This window comes from Hydrogenophaga sp. (genome assembly GCF_035481345.1).
GTDB lineage: Bacteria > Pseudomonadota > Gammaproteobacteria > Burkholderiales > Burkholderiaceae_C > Hydrogenophaga.
This window is the reverse complement of sequence record NZ_DATIGV010000021.1, coordinates 56,786-78,733: the sequence shown is the minus strand read 5'-3', so window position 1 is coordinate 78,733 and position 21,948 is coordinate 56,786. Positions and strand designations below refer to the sequence as shown.

General features: G+C 71.3%; 24 protein-coding genes. 12 read left to right on the top strand and 12 right to left on the bottom strand.

The annotated features are described in order from the left end of the window. Positions 1 to 101 precede the first annotated feature (101 nt). Together VLG41_RS02195 and argH are read right to left on the bottom strand one after the other, a co-directional pair. Positions 102 to 989 carry a LysR substrate-binding domain-containing protein gene (locus VLG41_RS02195; protein ID WP_325347761.1) on the bottom strand — a complete coding sequence of 296 codons (888 nt, stop codon included), beginning with the start codon at positions 987 to 989 and terminating at the stop codon, positions 102 to 104. A 22-nt stretch (positions 990 to 1,011) separates the two neighbouring features. Next, positions 1,012 to 2,463: an argininosuccinate lyase gene (gene argH / locus VLG41_RS02190; RefSeq protein ID WP_325347760.1), complete on the bottom strand. Its 1,452-nt coding sequence runs from the start codon at positions 2,461 to 2,463 to the stop codon at positions 1,012 to 1,014. A gap of 96 nt (positions 2,464 to 2,559) precedes the next feature. On the opposite strand from argH, the gene VLG41_RS02185 reads away from it, so the two are divergent. Both VLG41_RS02185 and VLG41_RS02180 read left to right on the top strand, forming a co-directional pair. Beyond that, positions 2,560 to 3,621 carry a sensor histidine kinase gene (locus VLG41_RS02185; RefSeq protein WP_325347759.1) on the top strand — a complete coding sequence of 354 codons (1,062 nt, stop codon included), beginning with the start codon at positions 2,560 to 2,562 and terminating at the stop codon, positions 3,619 to 3,621. Between the two features lie 36 nt (positions 3,622 to 3,657). After that, on the top strand, positions 3,658 to 4,398 hold the full coding sequence (locus tag VLG41_RS02180) for a LytTR family DNA-binding domain-containing protein (protein WP_325347758.1): 741 nt from the start codon (positions 3,658 to 3,660) through the stop codon (positions 4,396 to 4,398). Between the two features lie 370 nt (positions 4,399 to 4,768). On the opposite strand, the gene recJ is transcribed toward VLG41_RS02180, so the two are convergent. Further along, on the bottom strand, positions 4,769 to 6,490 hold the full coding sequence (recJ, locus tag VLG41_RS02175; protein WP_325347757.1) for a single-stranded-DNA-specific exonuclease RecJ: 1,722 nt from the start codon (positions 6,488 to 6,490) through the stop codon (positions 4,769 to 4,771). Further along, on the bottom strand, positions 6,487 to 7,437 hold the full coding sequence (locus tag VLG41_RS02170; RefSeq protein WP_325347756.1) for a hypothetical protein: 951 nt from the start codon (positions 7,435 to 7,437) through the stop codon (positions 6,487 to 6,489). Before VLG41_RS02170 ends, recJ begins: the two co-directional genes overlap by 4 nt. A gap of 41 nt (positions 7,438 to 7,478) precedes the next feature. Here VLG41_RS02170 and VLG41_RS02165 point away from each other — a divergent pair, with 41 nt between their 5' ends. After that, the gene (locus VLG41_RS02165) at positions 7,479 to 8,735 is read left to right on the top strand and encodes a lipoprotein-releasing ABC transporter permease subunit (RefSeq protein WP_325347755.1); all 1,257 of its coding nucleotides are present in this window, start codon (positions 7,479 to 7,481) and stop codon (positions 8,733 to 8,735) included. Between the two features lie 84 nt (positions 8,736 to 8,819). Continuing rightward, positions 8,820 to 9,494: a lipoprotein-releasing ABC transporter ATP-binding protein LolD gene (gene lolD / locus VLG41_RS02160; protein ID WP_325347754.1), complete on the top strand. Its 675-nt coding sequence runs from the start codon at positions 8,820 to 8,822 to the stop codon at positions 9,492 to 9,494. A 3-nt stretch (positions 9,495 to 9,497) separates the two neighbouring features. Here lolD and VLG41_RS02155 read toward each other — a convergent pair whose 3' ends face one another. Further along, a complete protein-coding gene (locus tag VLG41_RS02155; protein WP_325347753.1) occupies positions 9,498 to 9,923 on the bottom strand; it encodes an META domain-containing protein in 426 nt (141 codons plus the stop codon). Between the two features lie 64 nt (positions 9,924 to 9,987). Between VLG41_RS02155 and VLG41_RS02150 the strand changes: the two genes are divergently transcribed. From VLG41_RS02150 to VLG41_RS02140, 3 genes are all read left to right on the top strand, one after another. Continuing rightward, positions 9,988 to 10,827 carry a TatD family hydrolase gene (locus VLG41_RS02150; RefSeq protein ID WP_325347752.1) on the top strand — a complete coding sequence of 280 codons (840 nt, stop codon included), beginning with the start codon at positions 9,988 to 9,990 and terminating at the stop codon, positions 10,825 to 10,827. Next, a complete protein-coding gene (locus tag VLG41_RS02145; RefSeq protein ID WP_325347751.1) occupies positions 10,824 to 11,318 on the top strand; it encodes a DNA-deoxyinosine glycosylase in 495 nt (164 codons plus the stop codon). Before VLG41_RS02150 ends, VLG41_RS02145 begins: the two co-directional genes overlap by 4 nt. A gap of 74 nt (positions 11,319 to 11,392) precedes the next feature. Beyond that, entirely contained in the window at positions 11,393 to 12,088 is a 696-nt protein-coding gene (locus VLG41_RS02140) for a haloacid dehalogenase type II (protein ID WP_325347750.1), read from the top strand. 10 nt (positions 12,089 to 12,098) lie between these two features. Here VLG41_RS02140 and VLG41_RS02135 read toward each other — a convergent pair whose 3' ends face one another. Genes VLG41_RS02135 through VLG41_RS02110 form a run of 6 tightly spaced genes read right to left on the bottom strand, consistent with a single transcriptional unit; the run spans position 12,099 to position 16,610 of the window. Continuing rightward, positions 12,099 to 12,914 carry a DUF4399 domain-containing protein gene (locus VLG41_RS02135; RefSeq protein WP_325347749.1) on the bottom strand — a complete coding sequence of 272 codons (816 nt, stop codon included), beginning with the start codon at positions 12,912 to 12,914 and terminating at the stop codon, positions 12,099 to 12,101. 60 nt (positions 12,915 to 12,974) lie between these two features. Next, positions 12,975 to 14,144, bottom strand: coding sequence for an NAD(P)/FAD-dependent oxidoreductase (locus tag VLG41_RS02130; RefSeq protein ID WP_325347748.1), 1,170 nt, complete (start codon positions 14,142 to 14,144; stop codon positions 12,975 to 12,977). Between the two features lie 33 nt (positions 14,145 to 14,177). After that, positions 14,178 to 14,636, bottom strand: a complete 459-nt coding sequence (locus tag VLG41_RS02125) for a DoxX family protein (protein ID WP_325347747.1) — start codon at positions 14,634 to 14,636, stop codon at positions 14,178 to 14,180. After that, positions 14,618 to 15,409 (bottom strand): DNA-binding domain-containing protein, encoded by a 792-nt coding sequence (locus VLG41_RS02120; protein WP_325347746.1) that lies wholly within the window; start codon positions 15,407 to 15,409, stop codon positions 14,618 to 14,620. The genes VLG41_RS02125 and VLG41_RS02120 overlap by 19 nt, the downstream gene beginning before the upstream one ends. Further along, positions 15,406 to 16,308: a DUF692 domain-containing protein gene (locus VLG41_RS02115; RefSeq protein WP_325347745.1), complete on the bottom strand. Its 903-nt coding sequence runs from the start codon at positions 16,306 to 16,308 to the stop codon at positions 15,406 to 15,408. The genes VLG41_RS02120 and VLG41_RS02115 overlap by 4 nt, the downstream gene beginning before the upstream one ends. A gap of 20 nt (positions 16,309 to 16,328) precedes the next feature. Continuing rightward, a complete protein-coding gene (locus VLG41_RS02110; protein WP_325347744.1) occupies positions 16,329 to 16,610 on the bottom strand; it encodes a DUF2282 domain-containing protein in 282 nt (93 codons plus the stop codon). A 139-nt stretch (positions 16,611 to 16,749) separates the two neighbouring features. On the opposite strand from VLG41_RS02110, the gene VLG41_RS02105 reads away from it, so the two are divergent. Continuing rightward, on the top strand, positions 16,750 to 17,322 hold the full coding sequence (locus tag VLG41_RS02105) for a sigma-70 family RNA polymerase sigma factor (RefSeq protein WP_325347743.1): 573 nt from the start codon (positions 16,750 to 16,752) through the stop codon (positions 17,320 to 17,322). Further along, positions 17,319 to 17,531, top strand: coding sequence for a zf-HC2 domain-containing protein (locus VLG41_RS02100; RefSeq protein WP_009519893.1), 213 nt, complete (start codon positions 17,319 to 17,321; stop codon positions 17,529 to 17,531). The genes VLG41_RS02105 and VLG41_RS02100 overlap by 4 nt, the downstream gene beginning before the upstream one ends. Here VLG41_RS02100 and ftsY read toward each other — a convergent pair. Further along, complete coding sequence (ftsY, locus tag VLG41_RS02095) at positions 17,524 to 18,588, bottom strand: signal recognition particle-docking protein FtsY (protein WP_325347742.1); 1,065 nt, start codon at positions 18,586 to 18,588, stop codon at positions 17,524 to 17,526. The two genes, VLG41_RS02100 and ftsY, sit on opposite strands and share 8 nt — an antisense overlap. Positions 18,589 to 18,617: 29 nt before the next feature. Between ftsY and VLG41_RS02090 the strand changes: the two genes are divergently transcribed. Genes VLG41_RS02090 through rsmD form a run of 3 tightly spaced genes read left to right on the top strand, consistent with a single transcriptional unit; the run spans position 18,618 to position 21,947 of the window. After that, a complete protein-coding gene (locus tag VLG41_RS02090) occupies positions 18,618 to 19,994 on the top strand; it encodes a pitrilysin family protein (protein WP_325347741.1) in 1,377 nt (458 codons plus the stop codon). Next, positions 19,991 to 21,328, top strand: coding sequence for a pitrilysin family protein (locus VLG41_RS02085; RefSeq protein WP_325347740.1), 1,338 nt, complete (start codon positions 19,991 to 19,993; stop codon positions 21,326 to 21,328). The genes VLG41_RS02090 and VLG41_RS02085 overlap by 4 nt, the downstream gene beginning before the upstream one ends. A gap of 25 nt (positions 21,329 to 21,353) precedes the next feature. Beyond that, entirely contained in the window at positions 21,354 to 21,947 is a 594-nt protein-coding gene (rsmD, locus tag VLG41_RS02080; RefSeq protein ID WP_325347739.1) for a 16S rRNA (guanine(966)-N(2))-methyltransferase RsmD, read from the top strand. Position 21,948: the final 1 nt, after the last annotated feature.

The following is a 21,948-nucleotide window of genomic DNA, read 5'->3' as shown; positions in this document are numbered from 1 at the left end:
CGGAAGGCGGCTTTCGCGTTTGGCGAAAGCCCGTCGGGCTCAGTGGCCGAGCCACGTCCGGTCGCCCGAAGGGGCTCGCACCGCCGTGCGCGGCACGGAGGTCACCGGGTCAGCGCCCGCACCAGCGTGGCGGCCGCCGGGGCCAGCGGCGCGTCGGTGCGCGTGGCGATGCTGTGCGTGCGCCGCGCCCAGGCGTCGCTCAATGGCACGGCCACCAGCGGCAGGTGCGCCAGTTGCGGCGCAATGGCCTCCAGCGGCAGCACGCCCACGCCCAGGCCGGCGGCCACCATGCGGCAGACCGCGTCGAAGCCGCGCATGCGCATGCGCACGTTGAGCGAGCGGCCCGCGTCGGTGGCCGAGGCCAGCAGGCGGTTGGACAGCGCGGTGCCGTCGCTCAGGGTGATGAAGGGCTCGTCCAGCGCGTCGGCCAGGCGCAGTTTCTTGCGGCCCGCGAGGCGGTGCGAAGCGGGTGCGAGCAGCACCAGCGTGTCGCTGAAGAAGGGCGTGAAGGCCAGGCCCGCGGGTGGCACCGGCAGGTCGACCACGCCGAAGTCGGCGCGGCCTTCGATCAGCGCGAGCGGGATCTCGGGGCTGCCGCGTTCCTCGATGTCCACGCGGATCAGCGGGTGGCTGCAGAGGAAGCGCTGCAAGCGCTGCGGCAACACCTCGAGCAGTGCCGAGGTGTTGGCCAGCACGCGCACCTGGCCCTGCAGCCCCTGGCTGTAGCCCTGCAGGTGCTGGGCCAGGCGGTCGGCGTCGGTCAGCAGGGCGCGGCTGCGCTGCACCAGCATCTGGCCGGCCGGCGTGAGTTGCACGCCGCGCGAGGAACGCTCGAAGATGCGAAAGCCCAGTGCGTCTTCCAGCGTCGTGATGCGCGAACTGGCGGCGGCCACCGCCAGGTGCAGCCGTTCGCTGGCCGCGCTGATGGAGCCCAGGTCGGCCGCGGCGATCACCACCCGCAGCGTGCCGAGGTCGATGGGCTCGTGCATGCGGCGTGGGCGCTCGCCAGGCTCAGCCCAGGCGGGCGCGGTGCCGCGCGATCTGTGCGCGCACCTGCGCCGGCGCCGTGCCGCCCAGGGTGTTGCGCGCCGAGAGCGAGCCGCGCAGGCTCAGCACCTCGTAAACGTCCTTGCCGATGCTGGCGTGAAAGCCCTGCAACACGGTGAGCGGCAGCTCGGACAGGTCGCAGTTGTGCGAGGTGGCGGCCTTCACCGCGTGCGCCACGGTCTCGTGCGCGTCGCGGAAGGGCAGGCCCTTCTTCACGAGGTAGTCGGCCAGGTCGGTGGCCGTGGCGTAGCCCTTGTTGGCGGCGGCTTCCATCGCCTGCGCGTTCACGGTGAGGCCGCCTTCCTTCTTGCCCGTGGCCGGGTTCAACTGCCCGCCCACCATCTCCGCGAAGATGCGCAGCGTGTCGGTGAGCGTGTCCACGGTGTCGAACAGCGGCTCTTTGTCTTCCTGGTTGTCCTTGTTGTAGGCCAGGGGCTGACCCTTCATCAGCGTGATGAGGCCCATGAGGTGGCCCACCACGCGCCCCGTCTTGCCGCGCGCGAGCTCGGGCACGTCCGGGTTCTTCTTCTGCGGCATGATGGACGAGCCGGTGGTGAAGCGGTCGGCGATCTTCACGAAGCCGAAGTTCTGGCTCATCCACAGGATCAGCTCTTCGCTGAAGCGGCTGATGTGCACCATGCACAGCGAGGCCGCGGCGCTGAATTCGATGGCGAAGTCGCGGTCGCTCACGCCGTCCAGGCTGTTCTGGCAGACCACGGGGAAGCCCTTCTCATCCACCATGCCCAGGGTCTTTGCCACGCGCTCGCGGTCCAGCGGGTAGGTGGTGCCGGCCAATGCCGCGCTGCCCAGCGGCAGCCGGTTGGTGCGGCGGCGCACGTCGGCGAAGCGCTCGGCGTCGCGCGAGAACATCTCCACATAGGCCAGCAGGTGGTGCGCGAAGCTCACGGGCTGCGCCACCTGCAGGTGCGTGAAGCCGGGCAGGATCACGTCCACGTTCTGCTCGGCCACGTCCACCAGCGCGCGCTGCAGCTCGTTCAGCAGGCCGTCGATGAGGTCGATCTCGCCGCGCAGCCACAGGCGCACGTCGGTGGCCACCTGGTCGTTGCGGCTGCGGCCGGTGTGCAGGCGCTTGCCGGCGTCGCCCACCAGTTGCGTCAGTCGGGCCTCGATGTTGAGGTGCACGTCCTCCAGGTCGAGCTTCCACTCGAATTCGCCGCTCTCGATCTCGCGGGTGATCTGCGCCATGCCGCGCTGGATGTCCGCGTGATCCGACTGGCCGATGATGCCTTGTGCCGCCAGCATCTCGGCATGTGCGAGACTGCCCTGGATGTCGGCCTGCCACAGTCGCTTGTCGAAGAAGACGCTCGCGGTGTATCGCTTGACCAACTCGCTCATCGGCTCCGAGAATAGGGCGGACCAGGCTTCGGATTTCTTGTCGAGTTGGTTGGATGACATGGTGTTGTCAGCGGCTGGACGGGGGAGTGTGAGAGCGCCTGGGCAACCAAGCGCGGGCCTGGGCGGCCGACCGAACGGAAAACGGCATCGCTTCCCATGAAAGATTCGCGGATTTTATCGACCTTCCAGGAGTTGCCCCACGCGGCGGGCGCGCGTCCGCTCACGGAGATGCCCGAGTACGTGCGGGCCCGCGTGCAGGTGTTCGACACCTGCCAGGTCGGCGTGGTGCTGCGCGCGGTGCTGTTCGTGCAGGCCATCGTGGCCGTGGCAGCGCTGTTCACGGCCAGCAGCTTCCTCACCTGGGGCGCCTCGCTGGCCATCTACACCGGCGCGGCCCTGCCCGCCGTGCTGGCCTGGCTGCTGGCCATCTGCGCGCTCAAGCGCCAGCTCGGGCGCATGCCTACGCACTGGCAGTGGACGGTCGCTGTCGCGCTCGGCGCCGTGGCGGGCCTGTACGGTTGCGCGCTGGTGGTCTGGCTGGGCATCCTCACGCACAACCTGTGGTTCGCCTCGGCCGCGGCGGGCGCCCTGGTGGCGGCGGTGCTGGTGGCCGGGCTGGTGTGGCGTGCCAAGGCGCGCATGCCCGCGGGCACCACGGCCCGGCTGGCCGAGCTGCAGGCGCGCATCCGCCCACACTTCCTGTTCAACACGCTCAACAGTGCCATCGCCCTGGTGCGTGAGGAGCCGGCCAAGGCCGAAAGCCTGCTGGAAGACCTGAGCGAGCTGTTCCGCCACGCGCTGGCCGACCCGAAGGAGGCGGTGCCCCTGTGGCAGGAACTCGAGCTCGCCGAGCACTACCTGGCCATCGAGCAGGTGCGTTTCGGCGACCGCCTGCAGGTGGAGTGGGCGATCGACGAGGCGGCCTCCAAGGCCCGACTGCCGCCCCTGATCCTGCAGCCGCTGGTGGAGAATGCGGTGAAGCACGGTGTGGAGCCCAGCCCCGTTGGTGCCACGGTGCGCATCAGCACGCAGCGCCGGGGCGGGGTGGTGGTGATCAAGGTCACCAACACCGTGCCGGCGGGCAGCGGCAAGCGCGGCAACGGCCTCGCACTGGACAACGTGCGGCAACGGCTGACCTTGTTGCATGATGTGCAGGGCCGCTTCCAGAGCGCGCTGGTCAACGGCGTGTTTCAGGTGCGTCTCGAAATCCCGGTATAAGCGCGGCATGGCAAAGACCGATCACGGAGAACAAACATGGCACTGAAGGTTCTGATCGTCGACGATGAAGCCCTGGCGCGTTCGCGCATGCGCACCCTGCTGAGCGAATGCACCGAGCCGCGCACCGACGTGGTGGGTGAGGCCGGCAACGCCGTGCAGGCGATGGACATGATCCAGCGCACCCACTGTGAGCTGGTGCTGCTGGACGTGCACATGCCGGGGGTGGATGGCATCACCCTGGCGAACACGCTGCGCCAGATGGCGGCGCCGCCCTCGATCGTGTTCGTGACGGCCTACCCGGAGCACGCGGTGAGCGCGTTCGAGGTGGAGGCGGTGGACTACCTGACCAAGCCGGTGCGGCGCGAGCGGCTGCAGCAGGCGCTGCAGAAGGTGGTGAAGGTGCGCGCGGGCAAGGAAGGCGGGGGTGATTCGGGCCCGCCGGAGGCGCTGATCATCCAGGAGCGCGGGCGCAGCGAGCGCGTGGCGCTGTCGGACATCATCTACCTGAAGGCCGAGCTGAAGTACATCACCGTGCGCACGGCGGAGAAGGAACACATCTACGACGGCGCGCTGAGCGACCTGGAGTCGCGCTACTCTCACCTGTTCGTGCGGGTGCACCGCAATGCGCTGGTGTCGCGTCGGGCGGTGCGGGCCGTTGAAAAACACAGCGATCCGGTCGAGGGCGAGGGCTGGACGGTGCGGCTCGATGGGGTGGAGGAGCGGCTGGCCGTTTCTCGTCGCCAACTGGCGGCGGTGCGTGAAGCCCTGATGGGCTGACCTCTCTCCTTTTTTACGGGGTTTCTCTGGGGGGGCCGGTCGTCGGCGGCCGAGTCGTTCTCCGGCGGCTCCGGTCGTCGGCGCTCGGGTGTCCGGCTCCGCGACTGTCCCCCGGAGCGGATCGCTGGCGCGCTCCGCTCCTCCTCCTTTATGTCGCTGCGCCGGACACCCGATCACCGCCGACCTCGTTGGCACTCGGTCGATGGGTGCGCCAACGGGTCTGCAGCTCGCGGACGCTGGGTGCCCTGCGCAGCGAAATAAAGGAGGAGCCAAGGGCGCAGCCCTTGGCGGGGGACATTCGCGGAGCAGGGCACCCAGTGGCCGCGAGCTTCGCGAGGTGCAGGTGTGAAACCTGCGCGCAAGAGGTGACTCAGATCTCCGCAGCCTCGACCAGAAACCGAACCCGCCGCTGTCCCTGCCACTCGTCCAGTTCCAACCGGAACGCGATCTTCACCTTCTCCGGTAGCGGCTCGGTGTGCCCGAACCAGATGCCGTCCACCGCATCCCCCTGGTGCTGCAGCTTGAGCGCCAGGTGCTTCTCGCCCACGATGCGCTGGCTCACCACCCGCACCTCCTCGCAGAACACCGGCGGCGCGAAGCCCTGGCCCCACACGTGCGACTGCAGCACGTCCACCAGGTCCGGCCGGCGGTACTGCCGGTCCAGCGCGCCATCGGCCTCCAGGCGGCGCTGCAGCGTGGCCGCGTCCAGCCACTCGTGCGCCACCTGCTGCAAGGCTTGCTCGAAGGTGTCCAGGTGCTCCTCGTCGATGGTGCAACCCGCCGCCATGGCGTGGCCACCGAAGCGCAGCAGCACACCCGGGTGGCGCTTGGCCACCAGGTCCAACGCGTCGCGCAGGTGAAAGCCGGGGATGGAGCGTCCCGAGCCCTTGAGCTCGTGCTCCTTGCCCGGCGCCGCGCTGGCGGCGAAGACGAAGGTGGGCCGGTGCAGCTTGTCCTTCAGGCGCGAGGCCACGATGCCGACCACGCCCTCATGGAAGTCGGGGTCGAACAGCACCATGGCGGGCGGCGGCTCCTCGCCCTCGTCGAACAGGGCCTCGGCCATCTCCAGGGCCTGCTCGCGCATCTCGCCCTCGATGAGCTTGCGCTCGCGGTTGATGCCGTCGAGCGTGCGCGCGAGCTCATCGGCGCGCGCGGGGTCGTCGGTGAGCAGGCATTCGATGCCCAAGGTCATGTCGGCCAGCCGGCCCGCCGCGTTCAGGCGCGGACCCAGGGCGAAGCCGAAGTCGAAGCCGCTGGCGGTCTCCACGCGCCGGCCCGCGGCGGCGAACAGGGCCGCCATGCCAGCCGGCAAGGCGCCGGCGCGCACGCGCTTCAGGCCCTGCGCGACCAGGCGGCGGTTGTTGCCGTCGAGCTTCACCACGTCGGCCACGGTGCCCAGGGCCACCAGCGGCAGCAGCGCGTCGATGCGGGGTTGATTCTTCGCATCGAAAACACCACGCTCGCGCAACTCCGCGCGCAGCGCCAGCAGCACGTAGAACATCACGCCCACGCCAGCGATGCTCTTGCTCTCGAAGGCGCAGCCGGGCTGGTTGGGGTTCACGATGACGCAGTCGGCCGGCAGTTGCGGGCCGGGCAGGTGGTGGTCGGTCACGACGACGCGCAGGCCCAGTTCGTGCGCGGTGCGCACGCCCTCGACGCTGGCGATGCCGTTGTCCACGGTGACCAGCACGTCGGCGCCGCTGTCTTTCACGCGCCGCGCGATGGCGGGCGTGAGGCCATAGCCGTCGACCACGCGATCGGGCACCAGATAGCCGACGCTGTCGAAGCCCAGCGGCGCGCCGAGCAGCTTGAGGCCTCGCACGCCCACGGCGCAGGCGGTGGCGCCGTCGCAGTCGTAGTCGGCCACGATGCAGATGCGCTGCCGGGCGGCCATGGCGTCGGCCAGTTGCCGCGCGGCCTCGCGCGCGCCGCTCATGGTGTCGGGCGGCAGCAGGCGCCCAAGTGTGTCGTCCAGTTCGTCGGAGGTGGTGACGCCGCGCGCGGCGAACAGGCGCGCCAGCAGCGGGTGCAGGCCGGCCTGTTCAAGCGCCCAGGCGGCGCGCGGCGGAACGTCGCGGGTGATGATTTTCATAGGGTCTTGAGCAGGTCTTGAGCGCTGGCGCGTGGACGCAGGCCGAGGGCGCGGGCGAAGCGTTGCGCGAGGCCGGGACGCTCGGCCACGAGCGTGAGGGCCGCGCGTTCGCCGCAGAGGGTGAGGGCCAGGGGCTCGCCGCGCCGGGCGCGTTCGAGCAAGGTGGTGAAGAGGGACTGGTCGAGCGCGATGAAGGCGCGGCGCCAACCCTCGGTGTCGCCCGCGAGGGCGGCCGTGCGCAGGCGGTCGTCCACCGTGGGCGCGGGGCGCCAGCGCAGCCCGTCGTCCACCGCGCCGGGCGCGCTGAGCCACACGCCGTTGATGGGCAGGTGCCGCGCGGCCTCGCGCGCGTCGTTCACGCGGTGCGTGTAGAAAAGCATCTGTGCCTCGCTCTGCAGGCGCTGCAGCCAGCGCGCCTGCTCGCCGCGCGGCAGCCAGGTGGCCAGGGAGCGGGCGCTCACGCGGTCCAGGCTGGCGCAGGCCAGGCCACCCAGCCGCTCGCCGCGCGCGAGCCAGCGCGTGGGGCTGTCGAAGCGCAATGCCACGCCATCCTCCGCGCACAGCGGGGCCAGGGCGTCGAACAGCGCGCGCGATTCGGCTTCGTCGAGCCCGCCGGCCTGCTCGGCGGTCTGCAGCGTCACCTGGCCCGTGCCCACCTGCAGGTGCACGGGGTGCACCCAGGCCTGTGGCGTGTGGGGCGTGTCGCTGGCCAGCGCGGCCCAGGGCAGGGCACCGTCGCGCAAGGGCAGGCCCTGGGCGCGGGCCAGCGCGCGTTCGTGCGGCGGGCTCAGGCTCAGGCCGTCGTCGGCGTCGCGCGCGGCCTCGCGCAACAGCGCGAGCAGGGCGTCGAGCGCGGGCAGGGCGGGGGGATCCACCCCTTCGAGAGGGGCGGCAAAAGGAACCAGCCAGTGGTGCGCGGGATCCAGGACCAAGGGCTCGTCGGGCATGCCGCGATTGTCGGGGATGCCACAATGCCCGCCGATCACCCATGCAAACCCCCTACGAACTCCTGCTGGGCTGGCGCTACACGCGCGCTGGCCGCGCCACCCGGCGCAACGGCTTCATCTCCTTCATCTCCGGCGTGTCCATGCTGGGCATCGCGCTGGGCGTGGCCGCGCTGATCATCGTGCTGTCCGTCATGAACGGCTTCCAGAAGGAGGTGCGCGACCGCATGCTCGGCGTGCTCTCGCACATCGAGGTGTTCGAGGCCGGCGGCCAGGCCATTCCCGACCTGCCCACGGTGCTGTCCACCATCGAAGCGCGCCCCGAGGTGCTGGGCGCCGCGCCCTTCGTGGGCGCGCAGGCGCTGATCGCGCGTGGCGAGGACATGAAGGGCGTGCTGGTGCGCGGCATCGACCCGGCGCTGGAGCCCAAGGTGACCGATCTCGCGGCCGATCTGTCCGACACCGTGCTGCCGCGTCTCAAGCCGGGCGAATTCGGCATCGTGCTCGGCGGTGAACTGGCGCGCGGCCTGGGCGTGATCGCGGGCGACACGGTCACCCTGATCGCACCGAGCGGGCAGGTCACGCCGGCCGGCGTGGTGCCGCGCGTGCGCAGCATGACGGTGGTCGGCACCTTCGATTCGGGCCACTACGAATACGACTCGGCCCTGGCCATGCTGCACCAGGACGACGCCGCGCGCATCTTCCGCGTGGAAGGCCCCACCGGCGTGCGCGTGAAGATCCGCGACCTGCACGCCGCGCGCGAAGTGGCGGTGACGATGGCGGCCGAGCTGCCGCCGGGGCTGCTGGTGCGCGACTGGACGCGCCAGAACCGCACCTGGTTCGCGGCCGTGCAGCTCGAGAAACGCATGATGTTCATCATCCTCACGCTGATCGTGGCGGTGGCCGCGTTCAACCTCGTGTCCACGCTGGTGATGACGGTGACCGACAAGCGCGCCGACATCGCCATCCTGCGCACCCTGGGCGCGAGCCCGCGCAGCATCATGGGCATCTTCGTGGTGCAGGGCGCGGCGGTGGGCGTCATCGGCACCGGCCTCGGCCTGCTGCTGGGGCTGGGCGTGGCGTTCAACATCGACACGATCGTGCCCGCGCTGGAGCGCCTGCTGGGCGCGAGCTTCCTGCCGCAGGACATCTACCTCATCAGCCGCATGCCCAGCGACCCGCAGCAGGGCGACATCGTGCCGGTGGCGGTGATTTCATTGGTGCTGGCCTTCCTGGCCACGCTGTACCCGAGCTGGCGCGCCAGCCGCGTCAACCCCGCCGAGGCGCTGCGTTATGAATAGAACCCCCACGCTCCGCCGCTGCGCGGGTCGCTGCCCCCCAAGGGGGTGCGTTTCGCCTTGGGGCGGCCCAGCGGCGAAACCATCATGACCGAGATCGTTCTTTCTGCTCGTGGCCTCACGAAGCGCTTCATCGAAGGCCGCCTGGACGTGAGCGTGCTCCAGGGCGTGGACCTGGACGTGCACGCGGGCGAGACGGTGGCCATCGTGGGCGCCTCGGGCTCCGGCAAGAGCACGCTGCTGCATTTGCTGGGCGGGCTGGACGCGCCCAGCAGCGGCACGGTCGCGCTCAAGGGTCAACAGCTCTCGGCGCTGGGTCCGTCACGCCAGGGCGAGCTGCGCAACCAGCACCTGGGCTTCGTCTACCAGTTCCACCACCTGCTGCCCGAGTTCAGCGCGCGCGACAACGTGGCCATGCCGCTGTGGATCCGCCGCCAGCCGCGCGCCGAGGCGGCCGAGCGCGCCAGCGCGACCTTGGCGCGCGTGGGCCTGTCCGCCCGCCTGGCGCACCGCCCGGCCGAGCTCTCGGGCGGCGAGCGCCAGCGCGTGGCCATCGCGCGGGCCCTGGTGACGCAACCGGCCTGCGTGCTGGCCGACGAGCCCACCGGCAACCTGGACCGCGCCACGGCCGATGGCGTGTTCGAACTGATGATGGACCTGGCGCGCGACCAGGGCACGGCCTTCGTGGTGGTGACGCACGACGAGGGCCTGGCGGCGCGCTGCGGCCGCGTGCTGCGCCTGAACGCGGGCCGGCTGGGCTGAGCTTCAGGGCTTGGTTCGGGAGAAGCGCAAAGGCTTGTCCATGCCCTCCACGCTCAGCGTGAGCGTCATGCCCTGCACCTGCACGCGCTGCGCTTTCTGCAGCGCGGCCATGTAGCGGTTCTCCTGCTCGCCCACGGCGCCCGCGCAGGCCATGCGCGTCATGCCCATCTGGCCGAAGGCGATGCGGTCCTGCACCAGGGTGTAGCTGCCGAAGAAGCGGTTGCACGAACCGTTGCCGGCCACGCGGCCGGCTTCGGGAAAGGCCAGCGTGGCGGGCACGCGGTCGAGCACGCCCGCGCCGCCCAGGTCCTCCAGGCGCCACTCGGTGCCCACCAGCGACGGCGCGCCGCCCGGGCCGGCGGGCGTGGCGCAGGCACTCAGGCCAGCGAGCAAGGGCAGGGCGAGCGTGGCGATCCAGCGGGGTGTCATGGCGGTCCTCCTTGGGGCTTGGGTGTTGCGGTCACAATGCCACTACGAGCTTATACGCGCAACGATGACACCCCTGTGGATCGACACGCACGCCCACCTCGACGCGAGCGAGTTCGCGGCCGGTGAGGTCGCGGCCCTGCGCGCGCAGGCGCGCGAGCGCGGCGTCGCGCGCTGCGTGATCCCCGCCGTGGCGCGCACCAACTGGGACGTGGTGCGCGAACTCGCGCACCGGCTCGACGACGCCTATGCGCTGGGCATCCACCCGCTGTGCGTGCCGGGCGCGCACGACGCCGACCTGGACGCGCTGGACGAGGCCTTGCACACCCACCGCGACGACCCACGCCTGGTGGCCGTCGGGGAGATCGGACTCGACTTCTTCGTGCCCGAACTCACCGAACCCGCCATGCGCGAGCGGCAGACGCGCTTTTACCGGGCGCAATTGCGCCTGGCGCGCCGACACGGCCTGCCGGTGATCCTGCACGTGCGGCGCAGCGCCGACGCCCTGCTCAAGGGCCTGCGCGAGTTGCCGGTGGACGGCGGCATCGGCCACGCCTTCAACGGCAGCCTGGAGCAGGCCACGGCCTTCGTCGAGCGCGGCTTCGCGCTGGGCTTCGGCGGTGCGTCCACCTTCGACACCGCGCGGCAGATCCGCCGCCTGGCGAGTGAGCTGCCGCTCGACGCCCTGGTGCTGGAGACCGACGCGCCCGACATCCCGCCGCGGTGGTTGTACGCGACGGCGGCCGAGCGCGCGGCGGGCCGCCCGCAAGGCGTGAACCACCCGCGCGAACTGCCGCGCATCGGCGAGGTGATCGCCGGCTTGCGCGGCGTGGCGGCGGAGGAACTCGCGCGCACCACGAGCGACAACGCGCGGCGCGTGCTGCCGCGCCTGGCGGCCTTGGCATGACGCGGCTCATCGGCCTGCCCCCCATTGCCGATCCGAACACGCGGCTGCTGGTGCTGGGCAGCTTCCCCGGCGTGGCCTCGCTGCGCGCGCAGCAGTACTACGGGCACCCGCAGAACGCGTTCTGGAAGATCCTGGGCACCCTGTGGAACGAGCCGCTGGTGCAGGCCGGCTACGACGAGCGCGTGGCGGCGGTCCTGGCCCACGGGCTGGGCATCTGGGACGTGTACGCCAGTTGCGAGCGCGAAGGCAGCCTGGACACCGCCATCCGCGAGGCCGAGCTCAACGACTTCGCGCGCCTGCGCCGTGCGTGCCCCGAGCTGCGTGCCATCGCGCACAACGGCGGCGAGAGCTTCCGCCACGCGCGGCTCACCGCTGCCTTCGGCCTGCCGGTGCACCGCCTGCCCTCGACGAGCCCGGCGAACGCGAGCTGGTCGTTCGAGCGCAAGCTGGCGGCCTGGGGGGAGCTGCTGCGCGCGTACGGTGTGGTGTGAGCTGAGCGGTTTTTGCCAATTCAAGAATGGATCCTGAATTTGCAAAGACCCGTCCAACCAAGAAGGAGACCCGTATGCCCCCGATTTCTGTCCTCGTCTTCGACATCTTCGGCACCGTTGTCGACTGGCACGGCAGCATCGTGCGCGAGGTGCAGGCCGCGCACCCGCAGGTGGACGCCGACGCCTTCGCGCGCGCCTGGCGCGAGGGCTACCAGCCCGCCATGCAGCGCGTGCGCAGCGGCGAGATCGGCTGGACGCGCCTGGACGAGTTGCACCGGCGCATGCTTGAAGACATCCTGCCGCGCTTCGGGCTGGAGCACCTGGACGAGGCGCAGCGCGCCCACCTGAACCGCGTGTGGCATCGACTGAACCCCTGGCCCGACAGCGTGGCGGGGCTCACGCGCCTCAAGACGCGCTTCACGATCTGCTCGCTGTCCAACGGCAACATCGGCCTGCTCACCAACATGGCCAAGCGCGCCGGCCTGCCCTGGGACTGCGTGCTCTCCGCTGAAGTGTTTCACGCCTACAAGCCCGACCCGCGCGTCTACCTCGGCGCGGCCGGGGTGTTCGACCTGTCACCCGCCGAGGTGATGATGGTGGCCGCCCACCAGAACGACCTGGCCGCCGCGCGCGCCTGCGGCCTGGCCACGGCCTACATCGAACGCCCGCTGGAGTTCGGCGCCGCGCACGTGAAGGACGTGTCGCCCGACCCGGCGAACACCCACCACGCGCGCGACCTGCTGGACCTGGCCGAGCGGCTCGGCTGCTGAACGGTGGCGCTCAGCGGACCTCGATGCGCGCCGTGGCCGGCTCCACCAATGGCTTGGCGCCGTCGAGGTTGTCGAGCATCTCGAGCTTGAGGTTGTAGGCACCTGCGGGCGGTGCCAGCCAGACCTCGGTCTGCCCGTCGCGGAAGTCCATCACCGCCGGGGCGCCACCGCCCGCGGGGGCCACGGTGAGCTTGAAGTGGCCCGTGTCGGGGATCTTCTGCGACATCTGCGCCACGTTGAGCAGCGAGGCGTGGAAGCGCACCAGGAAGGGCGGGCGCACGCTGTTGCCCTGCGCCATGTCGATCTCCAGGCCCTTCTTCTGCAGCGTGGCGGGATCGGTGTCGTTCTTGCGCGTGACGGTGATCTTCGCGGGCTTGCTGAAGACGAAGTGCGGCAGGTGCTTCTGGTCGGCCAGCAGCATGCGCAGCGTGTACTCGCCCGGGGCCAGCGTGAGCACGGTTTCCATCTGGCCTTTGCCGAAGTGGATGTACTGGTCGTTGAAGGGCAGGGCTTGCTTGAAGTTGAGGGGCAGGTCGCGGTTGACCAGCAGGTGGTGGTGACCGCTCTTGCCCTGCCCGGCCTGCGCGATGGGCGCCAGGCCCCAGCCGCCCGAGAGGCCGAACCTGAGCACGTAGGGCGTCTCGATGCGGTCGCCGTCCTTGAGGTTGGTGAAGTAGGCCTCGGCCGACAGGCGCGGCGGCGCGGCCTGCCAGGGGTGCAGCACGCGCGCCGGTTCGGCCGCGGCCTGGGCGAGAGCGGCGCTGGCGCCCAGGGCGGCCATCAGCGCGATGCCGAGGCTGAGGAAGGAGGCGGGGCGCTGGCGCATGGTCGGTCGATACCAGTAGGGGGTAGTCCCCAAGTTTACGGGCCGTCCATGGTGGGTGATCTACATCGGGCGCGCCGGATCCTCTTCCTGTGGTGCCGGTGCGGCCACCTCGCGCCGCGCGTCGCGGTCTTTCCAGCGCGCCACCCAGGTGCCCTGGGCGCGCAGCGGGCCCCAGGCGGCGATGGCCCGGTCGGTGCCGCAGGACAGCCGTGTGAACACGCGCTGCGCCGGCCAGTGCGGCTGCAGGGGCTGACCGTCGAACGCGGCCAGCAGGTTGTGCGCGAGCGCGGCGCCCGCGCGCGCCGAGGCCATGGCGATGTCGGGGTAGGGGTGGTCGTCGCGGCGCGCGGCGTGGCCGGCGGCGAACACGTTCGGGTGGCTCGGGCTCTGTTGGAAGCGGTTGACGAGCACCTGCCCGCCGTCGGCGAGCGCCAGTGGCGTGTCGCGCAGCCACAGCGGCGCTTGCGCGGCACCGGCCACCAGGGGCACGTCGCAGCGCAGCAGCGCGCCGTTGGCCAGGCGCACGCCATCGACCGAGAGGCCGGTGCAGGGTTCGTTGAGCACGTGGATGCGCTGGCGCTTGAGTTCGCGCCGCACGCGCGAGGCCACGGTGGGCGGCAGGTCGCCGGCCAGCACGCCGCCGTCGGTGAGCAGGGTGAGGATGGTGCCGGCCTGGCCCTCGGCGCGCAGGCGCTGCGCCGCGGCGAAGACCAGTTCGATGGCCGCCGCGCCCGCGCCGATGACGGCCACCGACAACGGCCGCTGGCGCGCCAGCGACACCACGCGCGGCCACAGGCCCAGGAAGGCCTCGGTGGGGTAGCGCGCGAGCGCCATGTCGCGCGCGCCAGGCAGGCGCTGCTCCAGCGCCTCGCGGTCGGTGGTGGCGGCGGTGTCCAGCGAGAGCAGGTCGAAGGGCAGCTCGATCGGCGCGCCGCCGTCGGCCGGCGCGGCGCGCACCAGGCGGCCCTCGACGTCCAGGGCGGTGCAGCGAGCGCCGACCCAGCGCGCGTGGGCCAGGGCGAGCAGGCCCGACAGGCCCACGCGGCAGGAATCGGCCGTGTACCGGCCCGCGACCACGGCCGGCACCAGGGGTTCGTGCACCGGCGCGGGAGGCGGGGCCAGCAGGGTGACCTGCAGGTCGGCGGGGTGGTGTCGCGTCAGGCGGGCCAGCACCTCTCGGTGGGCCGGGCCTGCGCCGATGAGGACAAGTCGGGTGATGCCGCTGCGCATGGGCCGCGATGGTACGGCCCCGCGCGATGGGGATCAGGAACGCAGGCGACCGCCCAGCCAATGGTCCAGCGACCAGCGCCCCGGACCGAACAGCGCGAGCGCGGCCAGCAGCGCGCCCCAGGTGAGGTGCTGCTGAAAGGCCGCCGGGGCGATCTCGCTCAGGCTCAGCACCGCCACCACGTTGACCACCGACAGCCCGAGCGCCGAGAAGCGCCCGGCCAGGCCCAGCACCAGCAGCACGGGCAGGGCCAGTTCGCCCGCCGTGCCCATGACGGCGGCCATGGCGGGCGGCAGCAGGGGCACGTGGTACTCCTCGGTGAACAGCAGCAGGGTGGTGTCCCAGTCGCGGATCTTGGTCAAGCCCGAGAGGAAGAAGACCTGCGCGATGTACAGCCGCGCGAGCAGCGCGCCCAGCGGTTGGGCGGCGTCGAGCAGGCGGTCGATGGGTTGCCACCAGGCGGCGACGCGGTGGATCAGCGGGTGGGTGGACATGGGGGTTCTCCTTCGTTGTGGATTGCATCGGGCGTCACGCCCACGCACAGACCGCTGCGCACCGCCTCGCCCAGCCAGGCGACGGCATCGATCGGCGTGTCGTCCAGGGCCTGGCCGAGCGTGTGGCCACCCAGCAGCGCGGCCTCGAAGCGCGCGAGCGTGTCGTCGACAGGCGTGAGCCGCAGGGTGGCGCCCTGGCGCCACACGCGCACGCTCTCGGCCACGCCGTCGCTCAGGCGCCGGGCCACGGTGGCGAAGTCCGGCTCGCCATGCAGATGGGCGTCGAGCAGGCTGAGCACGGGCCAGGGACTGCGCACGATCGCCGTGCCGGGGGCCAGCCTCAGGCGCAGGCGTTCGGGGGGCTCGCGCTGTAGCCAGGCGAAGCTCGCGGCGTCGGGGGTGGCGTTCGCGGCACGTGAGGCCAGGTGCAGGGCCCATTCCAGCCGGGCCACGTCGCTCAGGTAGGGCAGGCCGTTCAGGTCGCTCTGCGCGGTAATGAAGGCCGCCAGCGCGGCGCCCCACTCCGAGAGATCGCCGCGCTCGGGTGGGTGGTGGTGCCACAGGGCGCGGGCGAGGGGGTGGAAGGCGTCCTCGCCGATCAACTGGGCGACCACGGGGTAGGCGTCGCGCAGCGCGCGCTCGGCGTGCGCGTGGGCGTTGGCGCGGTAGGCGCTCAGGCCCTTGCCGTGCCAGGCGGCACCGGGCTCCGGTGGGCGGGGCTGCAGCAAGGCGTCGAGCAGTTCGCTCTGCCGCTGCGCGAGCGGGGTGTTCATGCGATGCGCTCCACGGCGCTCGCGCGCGAGGCCTCCCGGCCCAGGCGCCGCGCGGTGGCGGCTTCATCCAGCAGCACCTCCAGCGCGGGGATGTCCGTGTCCCACTCGATCAGCGTGGGCACGGGGCCGAAGCGCGCGACGGCGTGGCGGTACGCCTGCCACACCAGGCCGGGCACGCGGCTGCCGTGGTCGTCGATCACGAGGTCGCCGCGGTCGTGGTGGCCGGCCAGGTGCAACTCGCTCACGCGGTCGGGCGGGATCGCATCGAGCCAGCGGCGCACGGCGGGCAAGGGGGCGTCGATGCGGCCGGCGCGCTGGTCGTTGAGCGCGTTGACCACGAGGTTGTTCACGTCCACGAGCAGGTGGCAGCCGCTGCGGCGGCTCAGTTCGGTGAGGAAGCCGGCTTCGTCGAAGTCGGCCTCGGGCCAGCACAGGTAGGCGGAGAGGTTCTCCACCGCGATCGGGCGGCGCAGGCGCTCCTGCACGCGCTGCACGTTGGCACACAGCACGTCCAGTGCCTCGCGGGTGAAGGGCAGGGGCAGCAGGTCGGCGGCGTGCACGGTGCGGCTTTGCCAGGTGCCGCGCGCAAAGCTCGCGTGCTCGCTCACGAAGCGTGGTCCGGTCTCGGCCACGAGTTCGGCCAGGCGCTCCAGGTGCCAGGGGTCGATGCCCCCTGCGGACCCCAGCGACAGGCCCACGCCGTGCAGGCTCAGGTCGTGGGACTCACGCGCCTTGAGCAAAGGCGCGCGCGCCGATGGATGGGGCGCGAAGAAGTTCTCCGCGTGCACCTCGATGAAATCCAGCGCGGGCTTCTGTTCGAGCAGGGCACGCTGATGCGGCGCGCGCCAGCCGATGCCCACCTCGGGCGCGTCGGCGTCGTTGGACGTATGGGCTGGCATGGCGCGTGCCGGGCTGGCGATCAGCTCTTCATCGTGGCCTTCTTGGCCTCATCGGCCGACAGGCCGCCCATCTGCTTGCAGGTACCCGTGGGCACGTACTTCCAGTCGCCCTTGTCCATGTCCATCTTGGCCTGGCCCGCGCAGGAGTGCGTGCCGGCGAGGTTGGCGCAATCGTTCTGACCGGCCTTGGCGATGCCGTAGCACTTTTCCTTGCCGCTGTTCTGCGCCAGCGCGGGCGTGGACAGCAGGGCGAGGGACATCAGCGAGCCGGCGGCGGCGGCGAGGAATTGGCGTTGGTTCATGGGAATGGCTCCTCAAACCCAGTGCCCACCGCGCGATGGCCCGGTGCAAGCGGTCTGGTGGGCTTGTGTCGCGGCACGGCGCGGGTTCTTACACCGCCCGTCGCCATGCGGTCACCGCCATTCACTACACTCGCGCGCCATGTCGTCTTCAACGTTCGAGCAGGAAGTCGCCGAATCGCGGGCCTACCTCATGAAGTTCGCCCGCCTGCAACTGCGCAACGAGTCCTGGGCCGAGGACGCGGTGTCCGAGACCGTGCTGGCCGCGATCGCCAAGCCGCAGGCCTTCGAGCGGCGCGCGCAATTGCGGACCTGGCTCGTGGGCATCCTCAAGCACAAGATCGTCGATGCCCTGCGCCAGCACGGGCGCGAGGTGACGCTGGGCCAGGGCGAGGACGACGAGGCCGACCCGCTGGACTACCTGCCCTTCAAGGCCGATGGCCACTTCGCCGAGCGGCCGGCCGATTGGGGCAATCCCGAGCAGGACCTGGACAATCGCCAGTTCATGAGCATCCTGGAAGCCTGCACCGAGAAACTGCCGCCCGTGCAGGGGCGCCTGTTCCTGATGCGCGAGTGGCTGGAGATGGGCAGCGAGGAGATCTGTAAGGAGCTCTCGCTCACGCCGACCAATCTGTACGTGCAGTTGCACCGGGCCCGCCTGCGCTTGCGCGAATGCCTGGAGCTCAACTGGTTCGCCCGCCGAGACGCCGCATGAAGCCCATCTACCCGTTGCGCCGCACCTGCAAGGAAGTCACCGCGCTGATCATCGCGCGGGAGGACCGCGAACTGCCGCGCCTGGAGCGTTGGGCCTTGCGTTTGCACATGGCGATGTGCCAGGCCTGTCCCACCTTCGAGCGGCAGGTGCTCACCATGCGCCAGGCCATGGGCCGCTGGCGCCACTACAGCGAGGAAGACGCTAGCTGAGCAGGGCCTGCGCGTACTCGCGCGCGTCGAAGGTTTCCAGGTCCTCGAGTTTCTCGCCGACACCGATGAAGTACACGGGCACGGGCCGTTCCCGCGCGATGGCGCAGAGCACGCCGCCCTTGGCCGTGCCGTCGAGCTTGGTGATGACGAGGCCGGTGAGTTGCAGCGCCTCGTCGAAGGCCCTGACCTGCGCGAGCGCGTTCTGGCCGGTGTTGCCGTCGATGACCAGCAGCACCTCGTGCGGACCGCTGGGGTCCGCCTTGTTCACCACGCGCTTGATCTTGCGCAGCTCGTCCATCAGGTGCAGTTGCGTGGGCAGGCGGCCCGCGGTGTCCACCAGCACCACGTCCTTGCCGCGCGCCTTGCCGGCGCTCACGGCGTCGAAGCACACGGCGGCCGGGTCGCCGCCTTCCTGCGTCACGATGTCCACCGTGTTCCGGTCGGCCCACACGGCCAGCTGTTCGCGCGCGGCCGCGCGGAAGGTGTCGGCCGCGGCCAGCAGCACGCTGGCGCCTTCGTCGGCCAGGTGACGCGTGAGTTTGCCGATGGAGGTGGTCTTGCCCGCGCCGTTCACGCCGGCGACCATGATGACGGTGGGCTTGTGCTCGCCGATGACCAGCGGCTTCTGCAAGGGCGCCAGCAAGTCGGCGATGGCCTCGGCCAGCAGGGCCTTCACGGCGGCGGGCTCGGTGGCTTTGGCCTCCTTCACGCGGCGGCGCAGGTCGCCAAGCAGGTGCTGCGTGGCCGATACGCCGGTGTCGGCCATGAGCAGGGCGGCCTCGAGTTCCTCGTACAGGTCCTCGTCGATGCGCGTGCCGGTGAACACCGTGGCGATGCCGCTGCCGGTGCGGCGCAAGCCGCTCTTCAAGCGGTTGAGCCAGCCCTGGCGCGGGGCGGCTGGCGCGGGCTGGGCCGCGGGCAGGTTCGCTGGCTCCGGGGGCGCGGCGATCGCCGCTGCGGGGGGCGGGACAGGCTCGACGGCCGGGGAGGCGTCGGGTCTGGCCAGCGGTGCCTCAGGCGGGGTCGCGGGATTTTTTTTGCGGAAAAACGAGAACATTTGAGAATCTCTGGAATCCTTGGGATTCTATGAAACGCCTCTTGACGCTCCTGGGGCTGGCACTGGCCGCGTCCATCGCGCACGCCGCGTCGCCACCCCCCACCGCCCCGGCGGTCCAGTCCTTCACCCTCGCCAACGGCATGTCGCTGATCGTGCGGCCCGACCACCGCGCGCCCACGGCGGTGCACATGCTGTGGGTGCGCGTCGGCGCCATCGACGAAGTCGACGGCACCTCCGGCGTGGCCCATGCACTCGAGCACATGATGTTCAAGGGCAGTGCAAGCCTGAAGCCGGGTGAATTCTCGGAGCGCGTGGCCGCGCTGGGCGGGCGCCAGAACGCCTTCACCAGCCGCGACGCCACGGCCTACCACGAGCAGGTGCCGGCCGAGCGGCTGGAAGAGGTGATGGCGCTCAACGCCGATCGGTTCGCGAGCAACCAGTGGCCCGACATCGAGTTCACGCGCGAGATCGAGGTGATCAAGGAAGAGCGGCGCCAGCGCACCGAGGAGTCGCCGCGCGCGCGTTTGTTCGAAGCCTTCAACGCCATGGTGTGGCAGGCCAGTCCGTACCGGCGGCCCATCATCGGCTGGATGAGCGACATCGACGCCATGACGCCGCAGGACGTGCGCGACTTCCACCAGCGCTGGTACGTGCCGGCCAACGCCGCCGTGGTGGTGGCGGGTGACGTGGACCCACATCGCGTGCGCGAGATCGCCGAACGCACCTACGGACGCATACCCGCGCGCGCCGTGCCCTCGCGCAAGCCGCGCACGGAGCCGCCGCAGCACGGCCCGCGCCGACTGGAGTACCGCGCCGTGGCGGATCAGGGCCTGGTGGTGCTGGCCTGGCACGCGCCCCGCTACACCGGTGGGGACGACGAAACCAACCGCGACGCGCTGGCGCTCGCGGTGCTCTCGGGGGTGCTCGACGGCTACAGCGGCGCGCGCCTGGAGCGCGCGCTGGTGCAGGGGCAGGGCATGGGCGGCAAGCGCATCGCCGACAGCGCGAGCTCGGGCTATGGGCTGATGGGCCGTGGGCCACAGGTGTTCACCGCCTCGGCCGTGCCGGCGCGTGGGGTCACGGCGGAGATGGCCATTGGCGCGCTCAAGGCCGAGATCGAGCGCATCGCGCGTGAGGGCGTCAACGACGAGGAACTGCAGCGCGTGAAGACGCAATGGACCGCGTCCGAGGTCTACAAGCTCGACTCGGTGTTCAACCAGGCGCAGGAGCAGGGCACGTACTGGCTCAATGGCTTGCCGACGGATGCCGGCGAGCGCCTGATGGCGGGGTTGCAGGCCGTGACGGCCGAGCAGGTGCGCGCGGTGGCGCGGCGCTACTTCATCGATCGCACGCTCAACACCGGCGTGCTGGTGCCCGAGGCGCGGGCGGGGGAGGGCGCGCGATGAGGCATGGGACAACAGCGAAGCGTGCGCTGGCCGCACTGGGCCTGGCGCTGGTCGCGGGCGCGGCCTCGGCCGCCATACCCATCGAACATTGGGTGCACCCCAGTGGCACGCGGGTGTACCTGGTGAACAGCCCGAGCATTCCCATGGTCGACGTGCAGATGGACTTCGACGGCGGCAGCCGGCGCGAGCCGGCCGCGCAGGCCGGGCTGGCCCATGCGGCGGCGGGCCTGCTGGACGGTGGCGTGGGCGCCTACGAAGGCCAGCCCGCGCGTGACGAGAACGCCCTGGCCGCGGCCTGGGTGGACCTGGGCGCCGAGTTCGGCGCAAGCGCGGGCAGCGACCGCTTCTCGGTGCAACTGCGCAGCCTCACCGATCCGGCGATCCTGTCGCGCGCGGTGGCCCTGGCAGCGCAACAACTGGCGCGGCCCTCCTGGCCCGAGGCCGTGTGGCGGCGCGACCGCGAGCGCGCCACGGCCGCGCTGCGCGAAGCCCTCAACCGCCCGCCGACGGTGGCCGGCCACGCCTTCGGGCGTGCCGTGTACGGGGAGCACCCGTACGGGCGGTTCACCACACCCGAGACCCTGGCGGCCATTCGCGTGGAGGACATGCGCGCGTTCTACCGTCGCCACGTCAGTGCCTGCCGCGCGCAGGTGGTGATGGTGGGCGCGGTGGACCGCGCGGGCGCCGAGCGCATCGTCGACGCGCTGGCGCGCGCCATCGCGCCGAATGGTTGCGCCGAGCTGCCGCCCGTGCCCGAGGTGCAGCCCCTGGCCGCGGCCTCGGAGCAACGCCTGCCCATGGCCGCCGCGCAGGCGCAGGTGCTCATGGGCCAGCCCGGCTTCAAGCGCGACGACCCCGACTTCTTCCCGCTCTTCGTGGGCAACCACATCCTCGGCGGCAGCGGCTTCACCTCGCGCCTGACAATCGAGGTCCGAGAGAAGCGCGGCCTGACCTACGGCGTCTACAGCCACTTCTCGCCGGGCCGCCACGCGGGGGCGTTCCAGATCGGGCTCAACACGCGGCCGGACCAGGCCGACGAGGCCGTGCGCGTGGTGCGCGAGACCCTGGCGCGCTTCATCGCCGAGGGCCCGTCCGAGGCCGAACTGCAGGCCGCCAAGGACTACCTCATCAACGGTTTCGCGCTGCGCTTCGACAGCAACCGCAAGCTGCTCGACAACGTGGTCAACATCGCCTGGAACGGCCTGCCGCTGGACTACCTGGACACCTGGACGCAGCGCGTGCGCGCGCTGACGGTGGACGAGGTGCGCGGTGCGATGCAGCGCGTGGTGAAGCCGGAACGCATGGCCACCGTGATCGTTGGCGCAAAGCCCTGAACATTGCGCGGTTAAGCTCGCCGGCATGAAGAAGTCCGCCGGCGCTCCGCCGCAAGAAGTCCGCCTGCTCGGCGGTCAGTGGAAACGCAGCAAGCTGCCCGTGGCCGATCGGCCCGGGCTGCGGCCCACGCCCTCGCGCGTGCGCGAGACCCTGTTCAACTGGCTGGGCCAGGACCTCACCGGCTGGCGCGGCCTCGACGCCTTCGCGGGCACCGGGGCGCTGGGCTTCGAGGCCGCCTCGCGCGGCGCGCGCGAGGTGGTGATGGTGGAGCAGGATCCGGCGCTCGTCGCGCAGTTGCAGGCCATCCGCACGCGCCTGAAGGCCGAGGCCGTGCGCGTGCAGCGCGGCGATGGCCTGGCGGCCCTGCGTGCGGCGGCGGGGCAGGGCCTGGACGTGGTCTTTCTCGATCCGCCCTTCGATGCGACGGGCCTGTTCGAGCCGGCGCTGCGCGCCGCCCGCGAGGCGGTGTCGGCCGACGGTTTCGTCTACCTCGAGGCCCCGCGCCCCTGGACCGAGGCGGATCTGGCGCCCCTGGGTCTGGCATCGCACCGGCACGGCCGCGCGGGCGCCGTGGCCTTTCACCTGCTGCGTCCGGCACCGCCCGGCGCCACGGGATAAT